Below are 19,528 nucleotides of genomic sequence, written 5' to 3'. Positions count from 1 at the left end.
GTTTCCGCTACGTCTCAAGGATCAATCAGTTGAGGAGGACGACATGGCGAAGGTGGCATTCATCGGTCTGGGCGTAATGGGTTTCCCGATGGCCGGGCATCTCAAGGAAAAGGGCGGCCACGACGTCACTGTCTACAACCGCACCGCAGCCAAGGCCGAGGAATGGACGAAGAAGCATGGTGGCCGCTCCGCCGCTACTCCCGCCGAAGCCGCCAGGGATGCCGACTTCGTCTTCACCTGCGTCGGCAATGATGACGACCTCCGCTCCGTCACGCTCGGAGATACCGGCGCAATTGCCGGCATGAAGGCTGGCGCCATTCTGATCGACAACACCACTGCCAGCGCCGAAGTCGCCCGCGAGCTTGCCGATGCCGCCAAGGCCAAGGGCATCGACTTCATCGACGCACCCGTCTCCGGCGGCCAGGCAGGCGCGGAGAATGGCGTCCTCACGGTCATGTGTGGCGGCGACCAGGGGGTCTTCGATCGTGCCAAGCCGGTGATCGAAGCCTATGCCCGCATGGTCGGACTGATGGGGCCGGTCGGGGCCGGCCAGCTCACCAAGATGATCAACCAGATCTGCATTGCCGGGCTCGTCCAGGGTCTTGCCGAGGGGATTCACTTCGGCAAGAAGGCCGGACTGGACATCGAGAAGGTCGTCGACGTCATCTCCAAGGGCGCGGCGGGCTCCTGGCAAATGGAGAACCGGCACAAGACCATGAACCAGGGCAAGTACGACTTCGGCTTTGCCGTCGACTGGATGCGCAAGGACCTCGGCATCGTCCTCGCGGAAGCACGTCGCAACGGCGCCAAGCTGCCAGTCACCGCCCTCGTCGACCAGTTCTACGGCGACGTCCAGTCCATGGGCGGAAACCGGTGGGACACGTCGTCGCTTCTCGCGCGTCTGGAAAAATGACCCTCACGCCATCCTCATCCGCCGAGGAGATCGTTGCGCATCTGAAATCGCTGCGCAATGAGGCCAATATTGCCGGCATGGCCCGCTACGGGATCGACACCTCGACCGCGCTCGGGATCACGACCCCGCAGATGCAGGCGGTCGGCCGGCAGGTGAAACGAAACCATGAACGCGCGCTCGAGCTCTGGCGGACTGGTCTGCGCGACGCCCGAATGGCTGCAATCCTCACCGCTGACCCTGCCCGGCTGACGAAGGAAGACGCATGGGCCTGGGCAGGCGACTTCAATTCCTGGGAAATCGTCGACACTGCGGCCGACCTCTTCACGCAGACGACGTTCTGGCGGGACCTGATTCCCGAGTTCGCCGCGGACGGTCGCGAATATGTACGTCGAACCGCCTTCGCGATGATCGCCGGCGCGACCGTACATAACAAGCAGGAGCCGGACGACAATCTGCTCGTCTACCTGCCGCTGATCGAAGCCCACGCGACGGACCCGCGCAACTTCGTCAAGAAGGCCGTGAACTGGACCCTGCGCAATATCGGCAAGCGCAACCGCGCCTGTCATGCTCCGGCACTCGCCGTGGCGGAGAAGCTCTCCGCCGGCGACGACAGGACCGCTCGCTGGATCGGCAAGGATGCGGTGCGGGAGTTGACGAGCGAGAAGATCCTCGCTCGCCTGAAATAGGATCAGTCGTCGCCTGACTTCTGATCGAGGATCATGTAGTCGAGCGGCAGTTCGGTCGTGTACTTGATCTGCTCCATCGCGAAGGCGGAAGACACGTCACGGATTTCGATGCGGGCGATCAGGCGCTTGTAGAAGGCGTCATAGGCGGCGATATCCGGCACCACCACGCGCAGCAGATAGTCGACATCCCCGCTCATGCGATAGAACTCTACGACCTCGGGAAAGTCCACGACGACTTCCGAGAAGCGCTTCAGCCATTCGATCGAATGGCTGGCCGTACGAATCGAGACGAAGACGGTGACTTTGGTGTTGACCTTGACGGGATCGAGCAGCGCCACGCGGCGGCGGATCACGCCCTCCTCCTCCATCCGCTGGATGCGGCGCCAGCACGGCGTGGTGGACAGGCCCACCTTCTTGGCAAGATCCGCGACGGCGAGCGTCGAGTCTTCCTGAAGGATACGGAGGATTTTGCGGTCAAGGCGGTCCATTATACGGTCCTTCGAAATGCTTTTCTCCTGCATGGGTCCTTTTAGCACGAACAGGCGTAAATTGTTTTAACGTATCAGTCTATCCACATCCTGCTTCAACACCGGCAGGACATCGGCCTCAAACCAGGGATTACGCCTCAGCCAGCCGGTATTGCGCCAGCTCGGATGCGGGAGCGGCAGGATGCGCGGTGCCTGGTTCGCGAAGTAATACTCCCGCCAATTGCGGACCGTTTCCGTCATGCCCTTCTTCCGCCTCGCTCCCAAGTGCCAGGCCTGGGCGTACTGACCGATCGTCAGGATCAGTTCGATCTGGGGCATTGCGTCCATTACCGGCTGCCGCCACAGCGGCGCGCATTCGCGGCGCGGCGGCAGGTCGCTGCCCTTGCCATCATATCCCGGAAAGCAGAATCCCATCGGCACGATCGCGAAGCGATCAGGGTCGTAGAACTCGTCCCTGCCGACGCCGAGCCAGGATCGCAAACGGTCTCCCGACGCATCGTTGAAGGGAAGGCCGCTTTCGTGAACCCGCAGACCGGGCGCCTGACCGGCGATCAGGATGCGCGCTGTCCGAGACAGAACCGCAACCGGTCGAGGCTCATGCGGCAGGCAATCCTGCGGGCCGCGGGCCGGCGCATCGCGGCAGAGCCGGCAGATGCGGATGGCGGCCCGCAAGCCCTCAAGCCCGTCACCCTGCCCGGAAGCGGCCAACTGCTCCGTCAGTTCAGCCCCAGCCATCCCTTCAGCCATGCAAGGATACCCTCTGCCGCGCTCGGATCATCCATCACCCCATGTCTTACCCGCCAGTCGCGCGGGCGCTCGAACTCTCCGGCCCAGACGCCCTCGCCGTTTTCCTGCGCCTGCGCTTCCTCGGACGCGTAATTGCCGGACGCCACCGCAAGGCCCAAAGCCACCATGCGGGCGTTGACATCCAGTTCGCCGTCGCGGCAGGCCACCAGAAGCCGATCATAGCGGTCGCGCTCGGACCCGCTGCACACGACGGAGGCGGCAGAAGTAAGGCGCTCAAGGGTCGCTCTTGCCTCCTCGCCGCAGCGCCAGTCTTGGCCCCGGCGATCCGTGCAGGTCTGCCGGACCTCCGGTGCATCGAGCCCGTGCAGGCGCAGGCGCTCCGCGCCAACCGCCAATGTATCGCCATCTATCGCGACGAATGGTCCTCCGATCGAGACGGCCGCGCTGTCTTCCAGCCGCGCGGCGACAAGCGCGCCGAGGAATACCAGCGCGAGCAGAAGCCCGGCATCCCTCAGCTTCCGGTAAATCCGCGTCACGATCCCGCCCCAATCACCAACAGACCCTTCAGGAAAATGGCAAACGAAACCTTGCCCGGCAGTATCTTCTTAAGGTTTCCCGCCTAGGGTCTCAACCATCGGGGACATCTATCCAGTGGTCATGAGTAACGGCGCAAGCGCCTCGGCGGACAAGAACATCGTCGACCTGTCTCGCAGCCACCGCAACAAGGCGGTGTCGAAGACCGTCCGCGCGACCCGTGAACGTTTGCAGTCGACGGGGCGCAATGCGTCCGCCTTTGACCGCGACGTGCTCGCCATGCACGTCAACACGGTCCTGCAAGGCGCGCTGGTCACGCCCTTCTTCGTCGCCATCGTCACCGCCGTCGGGCTCTACATCAACCCGACTGCCAACCTCTTTGGCTGGGCCCTGCTGGCGCTCAGCGTCCACGCCATCAACATTCTGATTGCGCGGCGCGCGAGCCGGATCGAGATCACTGCGGCCGATACCGCAAAATGGCATCGTCGTCTGCTGATCGGCCAGATCCTCATCGGCGTCGGCTGGGCGGTGTTCGCCTTGCAGGATTGCACGAGCTGCTCCGGCGACGGCTACTACTTCTACCAGGGAATGGCCCTTCTCGTGGCCATCTCGATCAGCGCGATGAACAGCGTCATGCTCCGCCAGGGCGTCCTGTTCGGCTTTCTGCCGCTGGTGGGAACCCCGCTGGTCACCGCGTTCCTGTCGCGCCATCCGCTGGACATCGGCATGACGGCCATGGCGGCCATCGCCGTCGTCTTCTTCCACTACATCTCCCAGCGGCAATATCGATCGAACCTGACCCTGATGTCCTACCAGTCGGAGAAGGACGACCTGATCGCCGAGCTGGAAGTGGCCAAATCGATGTCGGACGAAGCCCGCCGCCGCGCCGAGGACGCCAATCTGGCGAAGTCCCGCTTCCTCGCCACCATGTCGCACGAGTTGCGCACGCCGCTCAACGCCATTCTCGGCTTCTCGGAGGTGATGAATTCCGAATTGCTCGGCCCCCTCTCCAATCCGACCTACCGCGAATATGCCGCCGACATCCACCGGTCGGGCGAGCATCTCCTCAACCTGATCAACGAAATCCTCGACCTCTCGCGCATCGAGGCGGGACGCTACGAACTCAACGAGGAAGCGCTCTCGCTGCTCGACATCGCGGAGGATTGCATCGGCATGGTGCAGTTGCGGGCCAGCACGAAGAGCATCGTGATCCACGAGCAGTTCGAACCCACGCTGCCGCAGATATGGGCAGACGAGAAGGCCATCCGCCAGGTTGTCCTCAACCTCCTGTCCAATGCGGTGAAGTTCACCACGCAGGGCGGCGAGATCACCGTGAAGGTGGGCTGGACGGCGGGCGGCGGCCAATATGTTGCGGTCAAGGACAACGGTCCCGGCATACCCGAGGAGGAGATCCCGGTCGTCCTCTCCGCCTTCGGCCAGGGCTCCATCGCCATCAAGAGCGCCGAACAGGGAACCGGCCTCGGCCTGCCGATCGTCCAGGCGATCCTTGCCAAGCACGACGGCCAGTTCGTGTTGCGCTCGAAGCTGCGCGAGGGAACGGAGGCCATCGCCATCCTCCCGGCCACCCGTATCCTGCAGAGCCTGCCGGCGGTGGAGGATACGGCTCCGGTGGAGCGACGGCGCAAGACGTTTGCCTGAGCAATTTAGCGTACGATCTTCTTGAAGTCCGGGTCGTCTGTGAAGTCCTGCAGATCATCGTCCCTTGAGCCCGGCCTGCTCAGTTCGAGAAGGCGGCGCTTGTAGTTCGGGTCCAGCGACACGGCCATTTGACTGGCCTTGAGTACTGCCTTGCGAGCGTCCTCCAGCTCAGGTTTCGCTTCGCCACGAGAAAGAAGTTGATGATGAAGCTGCCCGTTTGCAGCCGCCATGATATACCAAAAGCGCGGCATCTCGGCTGCCAGAGTCTCCTCAAGTTCATCGCCGATCTCCAACACCGTGCGGTATCCGTCGTCCTCGTACAAGAGGGCGGAGAGCACATGCATCGTGTTGTCCAGTGAGATGGAATCGCGATCCGCGATGTACCGAAAGAATGACGCGCCCGTCTTCTCCGAAAGCTCCCTGGCGAGCGTCCTAATCCTATCTTCCTGAGTGGGCACCTCTTCCTGACCGGGCTTGCTTATCAGCGTCTCGACGTAGAGGAAAAGCGGCGAAAGGTACAACCTTGTGTAGAGATAGAGGAAGATGAAGCCTCCCACCAACCCGACAATCAGAATGAAGGGTCCCGCCGCGGCGAGCGTCGTCGAATCATGATGTCCAGCCAGAAATGCGGTCAAGGCGGCCATATGTTCGCCCACCGACGTGATCTGACTGAGCCCCACCCCGACGATCATCGTCGTCAGCCATTCGGAAATCCGTTCAAGGTTGGTATTGGACCCCAGAAGCCGATCAGCCTTGACCTCCTTCCCCTCACCCTCCTTCCGATCGGCGCCATTCGGGCCGGCCAATCCGGTAGAAAGGACGCGTGGGACCGAAAAGAGGAAGCCGAGCCCACCGCCGGCGGCGGCAGCGGCAAAGAGAATGACGCCGCCCAATCCCACCGCACCGAACCGTCCCGGAAATTGGGAGAGTATCATGAAGGTGAGCGTAAGGAGGGCGCAGAGCAATCCAACAATCGCCAGCAAGGCTGCATACTGGTCACGCCTGCGCGTTTGCCGGTCAGTTATCCACCGCCTCATGAAAATGCGAAACATGACCGGCCCTCAGTTGTATGAACGCAAAATACAACTTTTGGGAACAATTAGTCAATATACTCGTATTACGAGTTCAACCCTGCCACAGCCTGTCATACAGGCACCACAGCACAAACAGGCCGTTCACGCACAAGAGGCAGAAGACCGCGAACGAGCCCAGATCCTTCGCATGCCGGCCGACGGTGGAAATCTCGGGCGAGATTCGGTCGACGAGTTCCTCGATCGCCGTGTTCAACGCCTCAACGCAGAAGAGGAGCAGCATCAGGATGACGAAGATCAGGTATTGATAGGGTTCTGCGCCGATGAAGACGAACAGCAGCAGCCCGAGGGCGAAGGCGACGACCTCGGTTCGAAACGCCTCTTCACCCCACAGTCGCACCAGTCCTTGCAGCGAGTAACGCGTTGCCGCCAGCACGCGCCGCGGCCCGCTCGCCTTGCGGATCCCACTTTCCTGCGGCGCCTTCTCCAAGGTCAGTTCCCCGCGCTCACGCCCGCCTGGGCAAAGGTCGCCATTCCGGAATGGCAGGCAGCCGCAGACTTGACGATGCCTGCGGCAAGGGCTGCCCCGGTACCCTCGCCGAGCCGCATGCCGAGCGCGAGCAGTGGTGTCTTCCCGAGCTTCTCCACCGCCTTCAGATGGCCCGGTTCAGCCGAGACATGGCCGATCAGGCAGTGATCAAGGGCGGAGGGATTGGCCGCCTTCAGGATGGACGCCGCCGCCGTCACGACATAGCCGTCGAGCAGCACCGGTATCTTCTCGACGCGCGCCGCCAGGATCGCGCCGGCGATGGCGGCGATCTCCCGCCCGCCCAGCCGCCGCAGAACCTCGAGCGGATCCTTGAGATGATCCTTGTGGAACTCCACGGCCGTCTTCACCGCCTGGATCTTCCGCTCCATCTGGACGCCGTGCGAGCCGGTCCCCGGCCCCACCCAGTCCTCTGCCTCTCCACCGTAGAGGGCGAGGTTGATGGCGGCCGCGATCGTCGTGTTTCCGATCCCCATTTCGCCGATGCACAGGAGGTCGGTCCCTCCCGCGATCGCTTCCATTCCGAAGGCCATGGTGGCGGCACAGTCGCGCTCCGAAAGTGCCGCCTCGCAGGTGATGTCACCCGTGGGGTAGTCGAGCGCCAGGTCGAAGATCTTCAGTCCGAGGTCATGGGTAACGCAGATCTGGTTGATCGCCGCGCCGCCCGCGGCGAAGTTCTCGACCATCTGCTGTGTCACCGAGGGCGGGAACGGCGTGATGCCGTGCTTCGTGACGCCATGGTTTCCGGCGAAGATCGCCACCAGCGGACGTGTCACCGCCGGGGGACGTCCCGTCCAGGCCGCCAGCCACATGGCGATTTCTTCCAGCCGGCCGAGCGAACCCGGCGGCTTCGTCAGTTGCGCATCCCGCTCGCGTGCGGCGACCAGCGCCCGGGAATCGGGGCCGGGCAGGTTCTGCAGGAGGGTGCGGAAGTCGTCGAATGGCAGGCCGCTCACGCTCATGGGATGCTTTCTCTCGTCCTTGGCCGGTCGCTTGTGTTTTGCCGGCAAATCACGCTTTGTTGCTCTCATAGTCGCGCAGGCACGGAGGGACAACTGCCAAAGGTGACGGAATTCCTTGATGATCTCGCGCGTTCGGTCGGCTTCCTTGGACGATTGCCGGTTCCCTCGCGTTTTTTCGTAGGGCATGACGGGTCGTTCAGCCGCGCGGTTCGTGCCTTTCCGTCTGCAGGCCTGGTGATCGCTACCCCGCCCGCGCTGCTGCTCACCTTGCTGCTGCACCTCGGTGCGGACCCGCTCCTGTCGTCGCTGGTTGCGCTTGCCGTCCTCACCCTCCTCACCGGCGCGCTGCACGAGGACGGTCTTGCCGATGCGGCGGACGGTTTTGGCGGTGGCCGTGATCGCGAGCATATCCTCTCGATCATGAAGGATAGCCGCAACGGAAGCTATGGCGTCATCGCTCTGATCCTGTCCTTCGCGCTGCGTGCGGCAGCGCTCTCCGCTCTCGCCGGTCCCGCACCCACCCTCCCCGCATTTGCGCTGGTCGCCTCGGCGGCGCTCAGCCGGGCGCTAATGGTCGCGCACTGGCACGCCTTGCCGGCCGCCCGCAGCAATGGGGTCGCGGCAGGCGCAGGCAGGCCGGCTTCGGCTGCTCGCAACGTTGCGCTCGGAAGTGCCGCCGTCGCCGGCCTCGTGCTCCTGTGGCCGGTCGCTGGCTTCCTGCCATTCATCTTCGCGGGAGGCCTGTCGGCGCTCGCGGCTATCGGCGTTACACGATTGGCCGCACGCAGGATCGGCGGTCACACGGGCGATACGATCGGCGCCACCCAGCAGGCTTGCGAGATCGTGTTCCTGGTCTCCCTTGCGCTCGCCGCGTGAACCGCCGATATGACGAACATGATCTCACCCTGCATCCTCGTCTGCTCCATCGACGAAACCTCCGGCAACTGCATCGGCTGCGGGCGCACCCGCGACGAGATCGCTCGCTGGACAAGCTTTACCGACGAGGAACGTCGCACATTGATAGATGCCTTGCCAAACCGGCTCGAACGCGCCGGGCTGGACGGAGGCACCGGGCAAGTCCAGCGACCGGCACGGGAGCGGGCTGCCTCGTGAACGGCCTCACCTTCGTCCTCCTCGTCCTTGGCGCGGGTCTTGCCCTTCTCGTCTTCAACCACGACAGCGGTCAGACCTTCGGTATCGCAAACGAGGACTTCGGGCAGATGATCTATCTCCTGCCGATCGCCGGCCTTCTCTCGGTCGGCATCCTCGCGGGCAACCGCGGCGGCCTGACCCAGGTCCTTCGATACATCGCGGTGTGGCTGGTGATCATCCTCTCCCTCGTCGCCGCCTACATCTACCGATACGATCTGCAACAGGTCGGCGCCCGGCTCTCGGCCGGGCTCATCCCGGGCAGCGCCGTCGAGGTCACAACGGCACAGGGCGTCACGGAAGTGATCATCCACCGCGGCATTCGCGGGCATTTCCACACGTCCGCGAGCGTGAACGGGCAAGCGGTGTCGATGCTTGTCGATACCGGCGCCAGTGCCGTCGTCCTCTCCTTCGAGGATGCTGAACGCATAGGCCTTGAACCGCAGCGCCTCGCCTATACCGTCACCGTCTCCACCGCAAACGGGCGCGCGACGGCAGCACCGGTCCGCCTCGACGAGGTCGCCATCGGGCCAATTCTGCGTCGCGATGTCCGGGCCATGGTGGCCGAGGAGGGACGGCTGGACCAGAGTCTCCTCGGGATGACCTTCCTGTCGACGCTCGGCTCGATCCAGATGCAGACCGACGAGTTGCGGCTGCGCGACTGATCCGGCTTACGCAGCGCCATCACCGGCGGCGCCCAGGAACAGACCAGGTGCGTCAGAACGTCCTTTTGTCAATTTTGGCAGGTGGATTATAAGCTCAGCATGTCCAGCAAGCTTCTCATCCCCCTCCTCGCCGTCATCGCCATCGCGCTCATCGCCTTCGGCGCCGTGACCATCGGTCTAGCCCCGGCAATCACCATGGTGGCTCTTGCCTCGATGCTGATCGTCTTTGTGTTCCTGGTCCGCGTCAGCATGCTCTGAGGCCGTCACTCGGCCGCCGCCGCCATCCGTGTGGTGGTGGTCGCCCGATAGGCGCTGGGCGGTGCGCCGATGATGCGCTTGAAGGCCCGGCTGAACGAGGCCTCGGCATCATATCCAAGACGCTGCGCCGCGACCGACACCCGCATCCCCTGGCTCAGCCACTGGCGCGCCTGATGCATCCGGACGCGAGCGACGTAGCGGGCCGGCGTCTCGCCCACCACCCGAGAAAAGCGCTCGGCGAAACCCGACCGCGACGCGCCCAAGAGCCTGGCGAGATCCGCCACGCTCCAGTCGCGCTCCGGCTGCAGGTGGATCGCCGCCAGCACGCGACCGATTTCCGGATTGCGCACGGCCGCGAGCCAGCCGGTCGACTCGCCGCAACCATGCTCGACCCAGGTACGGATGAGCGTTGCCGTCAGCACGTCGGCGAGCCGCGCAAGGATGCCGCCTGCCCCCACGCGGTCCATCTCCACTTCCCGGCCCATCGCATCCAGCAGATGCGGGATCGCCGGTTCGCTTCCCGCCAGATCGCTCGTCATCATCACGTCCGGCATGAGTTGCAGAAGCGGATGAAGCCGGTCGACGTTGAACCGCATGGACCCCACCAGCAGCAGCGTGCCGCCCGGGGCATTCGGGCACTGCACGTCGTAGATCCCCTGGCAGACTTCCCGGCGGATGAGCTTGTCATAGGGCGCCGGCGGAACCTCCTTGCCGCTCGCCATCACATGCGCCCCGCCCCGCGGCAGCAGAACCGCATCACCCGCGGATAGCGTCAGCCACTCGCCAGACGGCGTCTGTAGCAAGGCGCGCCCGGAGGCGAGGAAGTGGAAGCGTGCCTCGTCCTGTGCCGGAAAGGCAGTGGCCCAGGGCTCGCAGGGACGGCAGCGGCCGTATTCCACGCCGTCGAGGCGCAGACCGCGCAGCAGATCGCTCAGCGGATCGCCGGATGTAGCCACAGCAGATTTGGACGAACGGTCAAGCATGTCGGATTTTCTAGCATAGAAACGACAGGAGGTCACCCATATCTGTTGAGCCTTCAACAACGCAGGAACCGATCATGACCGACTGCACTCTTGATCCCTCCCATGCCTCATGCGGCACCCGCGGCGATGCCGCCTGGGCTGCCGTCGTCTCCCTGTCGCTTGGCGTCTTCGGCCTTGTCACCGCCGAATTTCTCCCCGTCAGCCTGCTGACCCCGATCTCCCAGGACCTTGCCCTCACGCCCGGTACGGCCGGCCAGACGATCACGGCGACGGCCGTGATCGGTGCCATTGCCGGTCCGGGCGTGGTGATCGGAACCAGAAACCTGGACCGCCGCTGGGTCCTGCTCACGCTCACCACCCTGCTCGTCGTCTCCAGCACGCTTGCGGCGCTCGCGAGCAGCCTGCCGATGCTGCTCGTCGCCCGCCTCCTGCTCGGGATCGGGGTCGGCGGCTTCTGGGCCATGTCCGCCGCACTCGCCATGCGGCTCGTACCGGAGCATCTGATGCCCCGCGCCATGGCGATCGTTTTCACGGGCGTCTCCGTCGCGACCGTCTGTGCGGCACCCCTTGGCGCCTGGATTGGTGCGACCCTTGGCTGGCGCGCGGCCTTTGAGCTTTCGGCGGGCGTCGGCGTCGTCGCCCTCCTCGTCCAGGCCTTCACGGTCCCGTCGCTGCCGCCGCGGGGCAGTGCGAGCCTTGCGACGATGGTTTCGCTGCTCGGCCGCCCGCGGGTCCGGGTCGGGCTGATCGTGACGCTGATCATCGTCGCCGGGCATTTCGCCGGCTTCACCTATGTTCGTCCTTACCTGGAGCAGATCCCCCGCTTCAGCGTCGAGATGATCTCACTGGTTCTCCTTGCCTATGGCGTTGCCGGCTTCTTCGGAAACCTCCTCGGCGGCGCGATCGCCAGCCGCAGCACAACCGGCTCCGTCGCCTTGGGTGCCGGGTTGGTGGCACTCTCGGCATTGCTGATGCTCTGGGCGGGCGGGCTGCCGCTGGTATCATGGGCGGCAATCGTGCTCTGGGGCCTTGCCTTCGGCATCCTGCCCGTCAACATTCAGACCCATGTCACCCGGGCGGCGTCCGATGAGGCCGAAAGCGTCGGCGCGATGCTGCTCACCACCTTCCAGGTCGCCATCTCGTCCGGAGCCGTCCTGGGTGGCCTGCTGGTCGACAGCCAGGGCCCCCTCGGCGTCGTGACCTTTGTCGGCATCGCCTGCGCCCTCGGCTCCGTCGTGATGCTGGCGCGTGGCGGACGACAGGCCGCGCTCCAGCAGAACTGACCCTGCCCCACCGGCTGCGAGCTCAGTTTCGCAGCCGGTAGCCCGTGCGGAATATCCAGGCGACCAGCGCCAGGCAAACCACCAGGAACAGGGCGATCATGCCAAGGCTGATCAACGGATTGACGTCGGCAATCTCGTAGAAGCTCCAGCGGAAACCACTGACCAGATAGAGAACCGGGTTCAAGTGGCTGACCGCCTGCCAGAACGGCGACAGCATTTCCACCGAGTAAAAGGTTCCGCCCAGGAAGGTCAGCGGCGGCACAACCAGCATCGGCATGATGTTGAGCTGCTCGAAATTCTTTGCCCAGATGCCGACGATGAAGCCGGCAAGGCTGAAGGTAACCGCCGTCAGCACCAGGAAGACCAGCATCATGACGGGATGGGCGATCGAGATGTCGACGAAGAAGGAGGCGGTCGCCAGGATGATCAGGCCGATAATAAGGCCCTTGCTCGCCGCCGCCCCCACGTAGCCCAGCAGGATCTCGGTCATCGCGATCGGCGAGGACAAGATCTCGTAGATCGTACCGGTGAACTTCGGGAAGTAGATGCCGATCGAGCCGTTGGAGATGCACTGGGTCAGGAGCGACAGCATGATCAGGCCCGGCGTGATGAAGGCGCCGTAGGAGACGCCGTCGATGTGCTCGATCCGGGACCCGATCGCGGCACCGAACACAACGAAGTAGAGCGATGTCGTCAGCACGGGGGAGATGACGCTCTGCATCAACGTGCGCCGCATGCGCGCCATCTCGAACAGATAGATGGATTTGACCGCTTCGAAGTTCATGCTCTCTGCCCCACAAGTTCGACGAAGATGTCCTCGAGCGAACTCTGCCGCGTCGAGAGGTCCCGGAACTCAATCCCTTGTGCCGCCAGCGAGCCGAGCAGCGTACCGATTCGTCCCTGCTCCGCCTCCCCCTGATATTCGTAGATCAGGGCGCCGCCGTCCTCGGCGAGCGCCAGGTTGTAGGGCGCAAGCACCGGCGGCAGCGCGCCAAGCGGCTCGGCGAGTTCGAGGCGCAATTCCTTGCGTCCAAGCTTCCGCATCAGGGCCGTCTTGTCCTCCACCAGCAGGAGTTCCCCGTGGTTGATGACGCCCACCCGGTCCGCGATCTCCTCCGCCTCCTCGATGTAGTGCGTGGTGAGGATGACGGTGACACCGCCTATGCGAAGCCGCTCGACGACCTGCCACATCTCGCGCCTCAGGTTAACGTCGACGCCGGCAGTCGGCTCGTCCAGGAAGAGGATTTCCGGCTCGTGCGCCAGCGCCTTGGCGATCAGCACGCGGCGCTTCATGCCGCCGGAAAGCTCCCTCAGCATGTTGTCCTTCTTGTCCCACAGGGAGAGGTCCTTGAGGATCGTCTCGATCCGGCCCGGATCCGCCTTCTTGCCGTGCAATCCCCGCGAGAACGACACGGTGTTCCAGACGGTTTCGAACATGTCCGTCGTGAGCTCCTGCGGCACGAGACCGATCATCGCCCGGGTCTGCCGAAAATCACGCACCACGTCATGTCCCCCGACGAGCACCTGGCCGCCGCTTGGATTGACGAGGCCGCAGACGATCGAGATCAGTGTCGTCTTGCCCGCGCCGTTCGGGCCGAGAAGTGCCAGGATCTCGCCCTTCTTGATGTCGAGGTCGACGCCCTTCAGTGCCTGAAAGCCGTTGCCATAGGTCTTGGCAAGGTTACGAATAGATACAATGGGCGCCATGGGAAGGTCTTTTTGAAATCTGTTTCCGGGAAGTGGCGCCAATATAGGCGTCAACCGCGCCGAGACCATCCCAAATAGAAGAACATTGCGTTCGCGCTGCCGCACCAATCCCGCAGGAGACTGGAGGGTTCAAGCAACGATCGTTGCGAAGAACTGCAGCGACACTAGGATCAGGAAAACTCCGAAGCCGATCTCGAGCTGTCGCTTCGACATGGCATGCGCCAGTTGCGCCCCGAGCGGCGCAAGCGACAGGGTGATCGGAATCAGCAGGGCGACGGCGATCCAGTTGATGTAGCCCGTCGAGAATGGCGGCAGGCCATCGAGCCCCCAGCCGCCCCAGACATAGCCGACGAGGCCGGGGATCGAAATGAGCACACCGATACCGGCCGACGTGGCCACCGCCTGGTGGATCGGCCGTCCGTAGAGCGTCATGAAGGTGTTATTGAGGACGCCGCCGCCGATACCCATCAACCCCGAAAGAATGCCGATTCCCGTACCCACGAGGAAACGAGCCGGATTTCCCGGCAGATCGCTGCCAAGCTGCCAGGTTGCCCGGTTGAAGATCATCCGGAGTGCGAGCGCCAGGGCGATCAGCGCGAAGATCACGCGCAATTCCACGCTGGAGGCCTTGGCCGCGACATAGGCTGCGATGAGCGTGCCGAGCGGGACAGCGATGACCCAGCCCTTCAGCAGTTCGGTGTCGACCGCCCCGCGTTTGCGATGGGACATGAAGGAGCGCACGGAGGTGGGGACAATGATCGCAAGCGATGTCCCCAGAGCAAGCTGCATCCGGACCTCTTCCGGAACGCCCAGCAGCCCGAAGACGTGGAAGAAGATCGGCACCAGGATCGCACCGCCACCGATCCCGAACATGCCCGCAAGCAAGCCCGCCAAAGCGCCCGCAGCGGCCAGCGCGACGGCGAAGGGGAGAAGTTCGGCAACAGGGTGCATGGGATACCGGAAATGGCGGCTAGGCCGATAGAGGTCTGGGAGGCACTTCTGGCACCAACTTGGTTGTCAGACAAGTGCCGACGTCGTCACTGCTCGCCCTGTGCTGCGTCATCTGTGCCGTCGCTTCGGGTTCGCATGGCGCCAGGCCGTCTCCAGCGCATCCTCCAGGTCCTCCTCCGTCATCGGCTCCAGCAGGCCTTGCGTCCACCCCTGTCTTCCCCAGGCATTCGGTACCGGAGAAAACACGGCTGGCAGCAACATGCACTTGAATGCCTGTTCGTCGGGCAGGAACCTGAAATTCGCGGATAATCCGTCTGGGGCGAGTGTCGCGTAGTTTCGAGCAACCCGGAACGCGATGCGGTCGAAATGCGGCCTCTCAGTCGTGCCATCGAGGGAGAGAGCGATCCGCCGCAGTGTCTCCCCGTTCGCCATGACGCCTCCCGTCAGTCGCAGTACTTCGATCCGGACTTGCGGGACCGGAGATCGAAGTGGAAGTGGTTCCAGTGCTCCTTGTTGCTGCCAGGCCCCAGCACCGTATGGAAGTACTTGCAGCTGTCGTCGCGGACCGTGTTGAGCAATCCCCGCTCGCGGAAGGCGAAGATGTTCTTCTTGCGCACGTCGATCTTCTTGCCGTTCTTCAGAACGAACTTGCCGAGATCGATCGCATTGCCGCGCGCGTGCTCCGACATCGGGTTGCGCTTCTGGCGGCTGTTGTTCATGCGCCGGCAGGAGTAGCCGCCCATGGATTCAATCGTCTTCACGCCGGAAAGGTAGCGATAGCGCGACGAGGGTGCCAGCTCGAACTTCACCCATTTGGCGAGCGCCAGCGTCGTCTGGCAGTTGAGCTTCGTCGCCGGCTTCAGGGCGATATTGCCCGAAAACCCGCTGAGCAGCACGGGATGCTCAATGCCGCAGCTCGGGCCGTCACTGATGCGGGGGATGTCACGGAACTGCACCCCGAGGCGGCGCAGCTCGGCGCGGCAACTGACCTCCGATTGCGGCATAACCGCCCGCGGTCGGATCGGCTCCCGCTCTGCCATCGGATTGCCGGGCGCAAGCATGGCGACCTGCTGCGGCTCTTCGGGCGGCAGCCGGGTCGGAGCGACGACAGGCGATTGATCACCCCAGACGAGCGCCTGATTCCGCGGCTGCTGGATGCCGGCGCCCTGCCGCTTCGGCGGGACGGAGATGATCTGATCATCCGGAGGCGCCAGGAAGCCTGGAGGTGCACCGAGGCTTACGGGATTGTCGGTTCCTATCCCGTCGACTACCGGCTGCGCGGTGGCACCTTCTGCAATCATCTGGTCCTGCTCCTGTGCAAGACCCACCACCTGCGGCTCACCACCATCGACGAAACCGAACTGGGCGTCCATGTTGACGCCTTCCTCGGGAATTGCGGCGGGGCTGCCTGCCGACTGCAGCCCGAGCGCTTCGTCGCTGTCGATCATCGGCAGTGATGAATACTGCGCCGCGGGCGCCTGCTGGATGGGATAGGACTGCGCCCTGGCATCGGCTGCGTAAGGCTCGCCGTATCCGCCGCTCACCTGCGACACCGGCGCGACCGGCGCCTGGTAGGGCTGCCGGGCACTCGTTGGTTCCGACATCGGGCCGATCGAGCTCACCCGCGTCTCGCCATCGATACTCGCCGGCGGCATGAGCCCCTCGGCCGAGCAGCTTACCAGCATCGTCGTGATCATCAGCGAGGCAAGAACCTGCCGAGAAAGGGAAGCGTACGCCATACCAATTGCTGCTCTCGGTGCCGAAATGGCACGTTCGACAAATTTACGACGATGCGGTAAACGAAGGCTTGAGAGAAGATGACCATATCAGGGCATCATCGGGGCTACCTGGCCATTCTCCCGAGCCGTAACATCTTGTCCAGCCAGGATCCGCCGTCGAAGCGCTTCGAGCCAACCATGCCGATCAGGGTCGACCGTATGGGTGCGATCCCCACGAACCGGAGGATCCCGATCTTCATCGCTTTGAGGCTATGGCTGCCATAGTAGAGCCGGTAGACAAACGCCGGCATCCCCATGGTAATGACGATCCGCGCCGACTTGCCGCGAAGCAGGCCGCTCCTCAGCGGCGACCCACCGAGATCATACGCGAAGCCCGGGCGCGCAACCTGCTCGAAGAATGCCTTGAGGAGGGCCGGCATCTCGCCGAGCCAGAGCGGGAAGACGAATAGGATGTGGTCGGCGGCCCGTATCATATCCTGCGCCTCCCGGATCGCCGGCCCGACGACACCCCCTTCCTGCTCCTTCTGCGACGTCAGGAAGGGTATGTCCATGCGCGCGAGCTCCAGCCGCGAAACGCTGTGGCCGCCTTCTTGCGCCCCTTCGGCATAGGCATCCGCCAACGCATGGCAGAGATGGCGCTCGGCGCCATCCGGATGCCCCTGGACGATCAGGATCTTCGCCATCATCCTCTCCTTCTTTACGGAAAGCCTAGCAGAGACCGCACGTTCGCCATTGAGCGGCATCAAAAAAGCCCGCCGGAGGTTTCCCCGGCGGGCTTCGATAGTCTCGTTCCGAGCGGTCAGGCAGCGCGCGTCGTCTGGCCCGAGCCGTAGCCGCCGTGGCCATGCTCGAGGCGGAAGGCGGAGAGCAGGCTTTGCAGATGCAGGCTCTGCTCCGCCAGCGTCTGGCTGGCAGCGGTCGTCTCTTCGACCATTGCGGCGTTCTGCTGCGTCATCTGGTCCATGTTGTTGACCGAGGAGTTGATCTCCTGCAGCGCAGTTGCCTGCTCACGGGACGCCGTCGCGATCGTCTCCACATGCGAATTGACCCGCTCGACCAGTTGCGCGATCTCGACCAGGGCGTCGCCGGTGGAGCGAACGAGCGACACGCCGTTCTCGACTTCGCGCGCCGAATTGCTGATCAGCGTCTTGATCTCCTTCGCCGCGTTCGCGGAACGCTGCGCCAGTTCACGCACTTCCTGGGCGACGACGGCAAACCCACGGCCGGCTTCACCAGCGCGCGCTGCCTCGACACCGGCGTTCAGCGCCAGCAGGTTCGTCTGGAACGCGATCTCGTCGATGACCGAGATGATCTGGTTGATGCGGCTGGAAGAATCCTCGATCCGGCCCATTGCATCGACTGCGTTGCGGACGATCTCGCCGGAGCGGCCGGCGCTGTCCTTGGTTTCGGCAACCATGGTCCGAGCCTCGTTGGCGCGCTCCGAAGCCGTCTTGACCGTCGCGGTGATCTCGTCGAGAGCCGCTGCGGTTTCCTCCAGGGAGGCTGCCTGCTGCTCGGTACGGCGCGACAGGTTGTTCGTGGCGCCGCTGATGTCGGACGCGCTGTCGCGGACGACATGGCTCGTCTCGGTGATCGCCTGAACGGTCTGGCGCAACGAGCTCACCGCCTGATTGAAGTCCTCGCGGATCGTCGCGTAGTCGGCACCGAGGTCGGCGACGCTCACCGACAGATCGCCCCGCGCCAGGTCCGAAAGCGCGCGACCGAGCTCAGCCATGGCGCGGGCCTGCCGCTCGGAGGCGGAGGCGAGCGCCCGCTCGTTGGTGGACCGTTCCTCGGAAAGGGCGCGTTGCTGCTCACTCTCACGGGCCTGGAGGGCAAGCCGCTCCTCGACCGCATCGCGCAGGACGACCAGCGCCCGGGCCATGCTTCCGATCTCGTTCTTCTGCTGGGTGTGGGGAACGGTCACGTTCGCCTCCCCGTCAGCGATATGCTGAAGCACGCCCTGTACCTGGCCCAGCGGGACGGTGACGCTGCGGATGACGTAGAAGGCGCCGCCGATCAGAATTACGGCACAGACCGAGAAGATCATGGCGTAGGTGATGAGGTTCTCCTGGAACATCGCGTGCAGGTCGTCGACGTAGACGCCGGTGCCGACGATCCAGCCCCAGGGTTCGAAGCCTATGACGTGCGAATACTTCTCGACCGGCTCTTCGAGGCCCGGCTTCGGCCAGTAGTAGTCGACGAAGCCATGGCCGCTCGCTTTGACCGTGTTGACGAACTCGACGAACAGGTGCTTGCCGTTCGGGTCCTTGTTCTGCGACAGGTCGGCGCCGTTCAACTTGGCGTTGATCGGATGCATGACCATGAAGGGACGCATGTCGTTGATCCAGAAGTAGCCGCTGCCGTCGCCGTAGCGCATGGCACCGATCGCCTCCATGGCGCCCGCCTGTGCCTGCTCGCGGTTCATCTCGCCAGAGATCTCCATCGCGTGGTACTGCTTGAGCACGCTCATCGCGATGTCGTTCATATAGGCAAGACCTGCCTTGCGCTCCCTCTCCATCGACGAGTAGCTCTGGAACAGACTGAACGTTAGCGCGCCAGCCAGGATCGCGAGAGAAAGCGCGATGAGACAGTACATGCGCGCAGAGATGGTAAGACGCTGCATAAGAGCCCCCCTTTGTAACTTGTTGTCACAATATCTAGCCCCTAAAGGTTACTGGCCCGTGAAAGCGCTAATTCACGCCTAACGCGAGTTAGATGCAACTTAAGTCTAGTCATGCACGCAGCATGTCATTCTCGTACAAGTGCTGGTATGCACCGCATTGACGACTGTTGTACGCTCGAAAAGGACGTCCCATGAACCACGGCTCCCGCCCCACCGGCGAACTCACTCTGCGGACCCTGGCAATGCCCGCCGACGCCAACGCCGCGGGCGACATCTTCGGCGGTTGGGTGATGTCGCAGATGGACCTTGCGAGTGGAATCAGGGCAGCCGAGCGCGCCCGCGGCCGCGTAGTCACCGCGGCGGTCAAGGAAATGGCCTTCCAGTTGCCGGTGAAGATCGGTGACACCCTTAATGTCTACACCGAAATTACCCGCGTCGGCCGCAGCTCGATCACGCTGCAGGTCGAGGCCTGGGCGCATCGGGCCCGCCATCGTATCCTGGAGAAGGTCACCGCAGGCACCTTCATCATGGTGGCGCTGGATGAGAGCGGGCACCCCGTCCCGGTGCCGCCCGAGGAAGAGCAGCCAGCCGCCAACTGAG

Annotated in this window: 22 protein-coding genes and 1 pseudogene; 9 read left to right on the top strand and 14 right to left on the bottom strand. The window is 63.8% G+C overall.

The features are described 5' to 3' along the window. Positions 1–34 precede the first annotated feature (34 nt). A pseudogene (locus NT26_RS08100) lies at positions 35–913 on the top strand (NAD(P)-dependent oxidoreductase); the annotation flags it as partial. Further along, positions 910–1,599, top strand: a complete 690-nt coding sequence (locus tag NT26_RS08095) for a DNA alkylation repair protein (RefSeq protein WP_052638298.1) — start codon at positions 910–912, stop codon at positions 1,597–1,599. The pseudogene NT26_RS08100 and the gene NT26_RS08095, both read left to right, overlap by 4 nt. 2 nt (positions 1,600–1,601) lie before the next feature. Here the strand turns inward: NT26_RS08095 and NT26_RS08090 are convergent, their stop codons facing one another. The 3 genes from NT26_RS08090 to NT26_RS08080 all read right to left on the bottom strand — a co-directional run bounded on the left by NT26_RS08090 (position 1,602) and on the right by NT26_RS08080 (position 3,370). After that, positions 1,602–2,087: an Lrp/AsnC family transcriptional regulator gene (locus tag NT26_RS08090; RefSeq protein ID WP_052638297.1), complete on the bottom strand. Its 486-nt coding sequence runs from the start codon at positions 2,085–2,087 to the stop codon at positions 1,602–1,604. 66 nt (positions 2,088–2,153) lie between these two features. Then, complete coding sequence (locus NT26_RS08085) at positions 2,154–2,834, bottom strand: uracil-DNA glycosylase family protein (RefSeq protein ID WP_244467679.1); 681 nt, start codon at positions 2,832–2,834, stop codon at positions 2,154–2,156. After that, on the bottom strand, positions 2,804–3,370 hold the full coding sequence (locus tag NT26_RS08080) for a thermonuclease family protein (RefSeq protein ID WP_052638295.1): 567 nt from the start codon (positions 3,368–3,370) through the stop codon (positions 2,804–2,806). The genes NT26_RS08085 and NT26_RS08080 overlap by 31 nt, the downstream gene beginning before the upstream one ends. Positions 3,371–3,491: 121 nt before the next feature. Between NT26_RS08080 and NT26_RS08075 the strand changes: the two genes are divergently transcribed. Further along, positions 3,492–5,027, top strand: a complete 1,536-nt coding sequence (locus NT26_RS08075; protein ID WP_052638294.1) for a sensor histidine kinase — start codon at positions 3,492–3,494, stop codon at positions 5,025–5,027. Between the two features lie 5 nt (positions 5,028–5,032). Here the strand turns inward: NT26_RS08075 and NT26_RS08070 are convergent, their stop codons facing one another. From NT26_RS08070 to cobT, 3 genes are all read right to left on the bottom strand, one after another. Continuing rightward, positions 5,033–6,079, bottom strand: a complete 1,047-nt coding sequence (locus NT26_RS08070; protein ID WP_052638293.1) for a hypothetical protein — start codon at positions 6,077–6,079, stop codon at positions 5,033–5,035. 73 nt (positions 6,080–6,152) lie between these two features. After that, positions 6,153–6,548 carry a diacylglycerol kinase gene (locus NT26_RS08065; RefSeq protein WP_082077659.1) on the bottom strand — a complete coding sequence of 132 codons (396 nt, stop codon included), beginning with the start codon at positions 6,546–6,548 and terminating at the stop codon, positions 6,153–6,155. A gap of 2 nt (positions 6,549–6,550) precedes the next feature. Beyond that, a complete protein-coding gene (cobT, locus tag NT26_RS08060; protein ID WP_052638291.1) occupies positions 6,551–7,567 on the bottom strand; it encodes a nicotinate-nucleotide--dimethylbenzimidazole phosphoribosyltransferase in 1,017 nt (338 codons plus the stop codon). Between the two features lie 93 nt (positions 7,568–7,660). Here cobT and NT26_RS08055 point away from each other — a divergent pair, with 93 nt between their 5' ends. The 4 genes from NT26_RS08055 (at position 7,661) to NT26_RS22740 (ending at position 9,639) form a co-directional block, all read left to right on the top strand. Continuing rightward, a complete protein-coding gene (locus NT26_RS08055) occupies positions 7,661–8,443 on the top strand; it encodes an adenosylcobinamide-GDP ribazoletransferase (RefSeq protein ID WP_052641969.1) in 783 nt (260 codons plus the stop codon). An 18-nt stretch (positions 8,444–8,461) separates the two neighbouring features. Next, positions 8,462–8,680, top strand: a complete 219-nt coding sequence (locus NT26_RS08050; RefSeq protein WP_052641967.1) for a DUF1289 domain-containing protein — start codon at positions 8,462–8,464, stop codon at positions 8,678–8,680. Then, complete coding sequence (locus tag NT26_RS08045; RefSeq protein WP_052638290.1) at positions 8,677–9,381, top strand: TIGR02281 family clan AA aspartic protease; 705 nt, start codon at positions 8,677–8,679, stop codon at positions 9,379–9,381. Before NT26_RS08050 ends, NT26_RS08045 begins: the two co-directional genes overlap by 4 nt. A gap of 99 nt (positions 9,382–9,480) precedes the next feature. Next, positions 9,481–9,639 carry a hypothetical protein gene (locus tag NT26_RS22740; protein WP_156157138.1) on the top strand — a complete coding sequence of 53 codons (159 nt, stop codon included), beginning with the start codon at positions 9,481–9,483 and terminating at the stop codon, positions 9,637–9,639. Between the two features lie 5 nt (positions 9,640–9,644). Here NT26_RS22740 and NT26_RS08040 read toward each other — a convergent pair whose 3' ends face one another. After that, positions 9,645–10,622: an AraC family transcriptional regulator gene (locus NT26_RS08040; protein ID WP_052638289.1), complete on the bottom strand. Its 978-nt coding sequence runs from the start codon at positions 10,620–10,622 to the stop codon at positions 9,645–9,647. A 74-nt stretch (positions 10,623–10,696) separates the two neighbouring features. On the opposite strand from NT26_RS08040, the gene NT26_RS08035 reads away from it, so the two are divergent. Beyond that, a complete protein-coding gene (locus NT26_RS08035) occupies positions 10,697–11,905 on the top strand; it encodes an MFS transporter (RefSeq protein WP_052638288.1) in 1,209 nt (402 codons plus the stop codon). A gap of 22 nt (positions 11,906–11,927) precedes the next feature. Here the strand turns inward: NT26_RS08035 and NT26_RS08030 are convergent, their stop codons facing one another. The 7 genes from NT26_RS08030 to NT26_RS08000 form a co-directional block, all read right to left on the bottom strand. Next, entirely contained in the window at positions 11,928–12,689 is a 762-nt protein-coding gene (locus NT26_RS08030) for an ABC transporter permease (protein WP_052638287.1), read from the bottom strand. Further along, complete coding sequence (locus tag NT26_RS08025) at positions 12,686–13,612, bottom strand: ABC transporter ATP-binding protein (RefSeq protein WP_052638286.1); 927 nt, start codon at positions 13,610–13,612, stop codon at positions 12,686–12,688. Before NT26_RS08025 ends, NT26_RS08030 begins: the two co-directional genes overlap by 4 nt. Positions 13,613–13,741: 129 nt before the next feature. Continuing rightward, positions 13,742–14,563, bottom strand: a complete 822-nt coding sequence (locus NT26_RS08020; RefSeq protein ID WP_052638285.1) for a sulfite exporter TauE/SafE family protein — start codon at positions 14,561–14,563, stop codon at positions 13,742–13,744. 108 nt (positions 14,564–14,671) lie between these two features. Next, the gene (locus tag NT26_RS08015) at positions 14,672–14,995 is read right to left on the bottom strand and encodes an MmcQ/YjbR family DNA-binding protein (protein WP_052638284.1); all 324 of its coding nucleotides are present in this window, start codon (positions 14,993–14,995) and stop codon (positions 14,672–14,674) included. Between the two features lie 11 nt (positions 14,996–15,006). Then, positions 15,007–16,302: an extensin-like domain-containing protein gene (locus NT26_RS08010; RefSeq protein ID WP_052638283.1), complete on the bottom strand. Its 1,296-nt coding sequence runs from the start codon at positions 16,300–16,302 to the stop codon at positions 15,007–15,009. A gap of 104 nt (positions 16,303–16,406) precedes the next feature. Next, complete coding sequence (locus tag NT26_RS08005) at positions 16,407–16,988, bottom strand: NAD(P)H-dependent oxidoreductase (RefSeq protein ID WP_052641965.1); 582 nt, start codon at positions 16,986–16,988, stop codon at positions 16,407–16,409. A gap of 113 nt (positions 16,989–17,101) precedes the next feature. After that, on the bottom strand, positions 17,102–18,928 hold the full coding sequence (locus tag NT26_RS08000; protein ID WP_052638282.1) for a methyl-accepting chemotaxis protein: 1,827 nt from the start codon (positions 18,926–18,928) through the stop codon (positions 17,102–17,104). Positions 18,929–19,119: 191 nt separating this feature from the next. Here NT26_RS08000 and NT26_RS07995 point away from each other — a divergent pair, with 191 nt between their 5' ends. After that, entirely contained in the window at positions 19,120–19,527 is a 408-nt protein-coding gene (locus NT26_RS07995) for an acyl-CoA thioesterase (RefSeq protein ID WP_052638281.1), read from the top strand. The last annotated feature ends 1 nt before the right edge of the window (position 19,528 follow it).

The organism is Pseudorhizobium banfieldiae, assembly GCF_000967425.1.
GTDB classification, from domain to species: domain Bacteria; phylum Pseudomonadota; class Alphaproteobacteria; order Rhizobiales; family Rhizobiaceae; genus Neorhizobium; species Neorhizobium banfieldiae.
The sequence above is the reverse complement of the archived record's forward strand: the minus strand, read 5'-3'. Positions and strand labels throughout refer to the sequence as shown.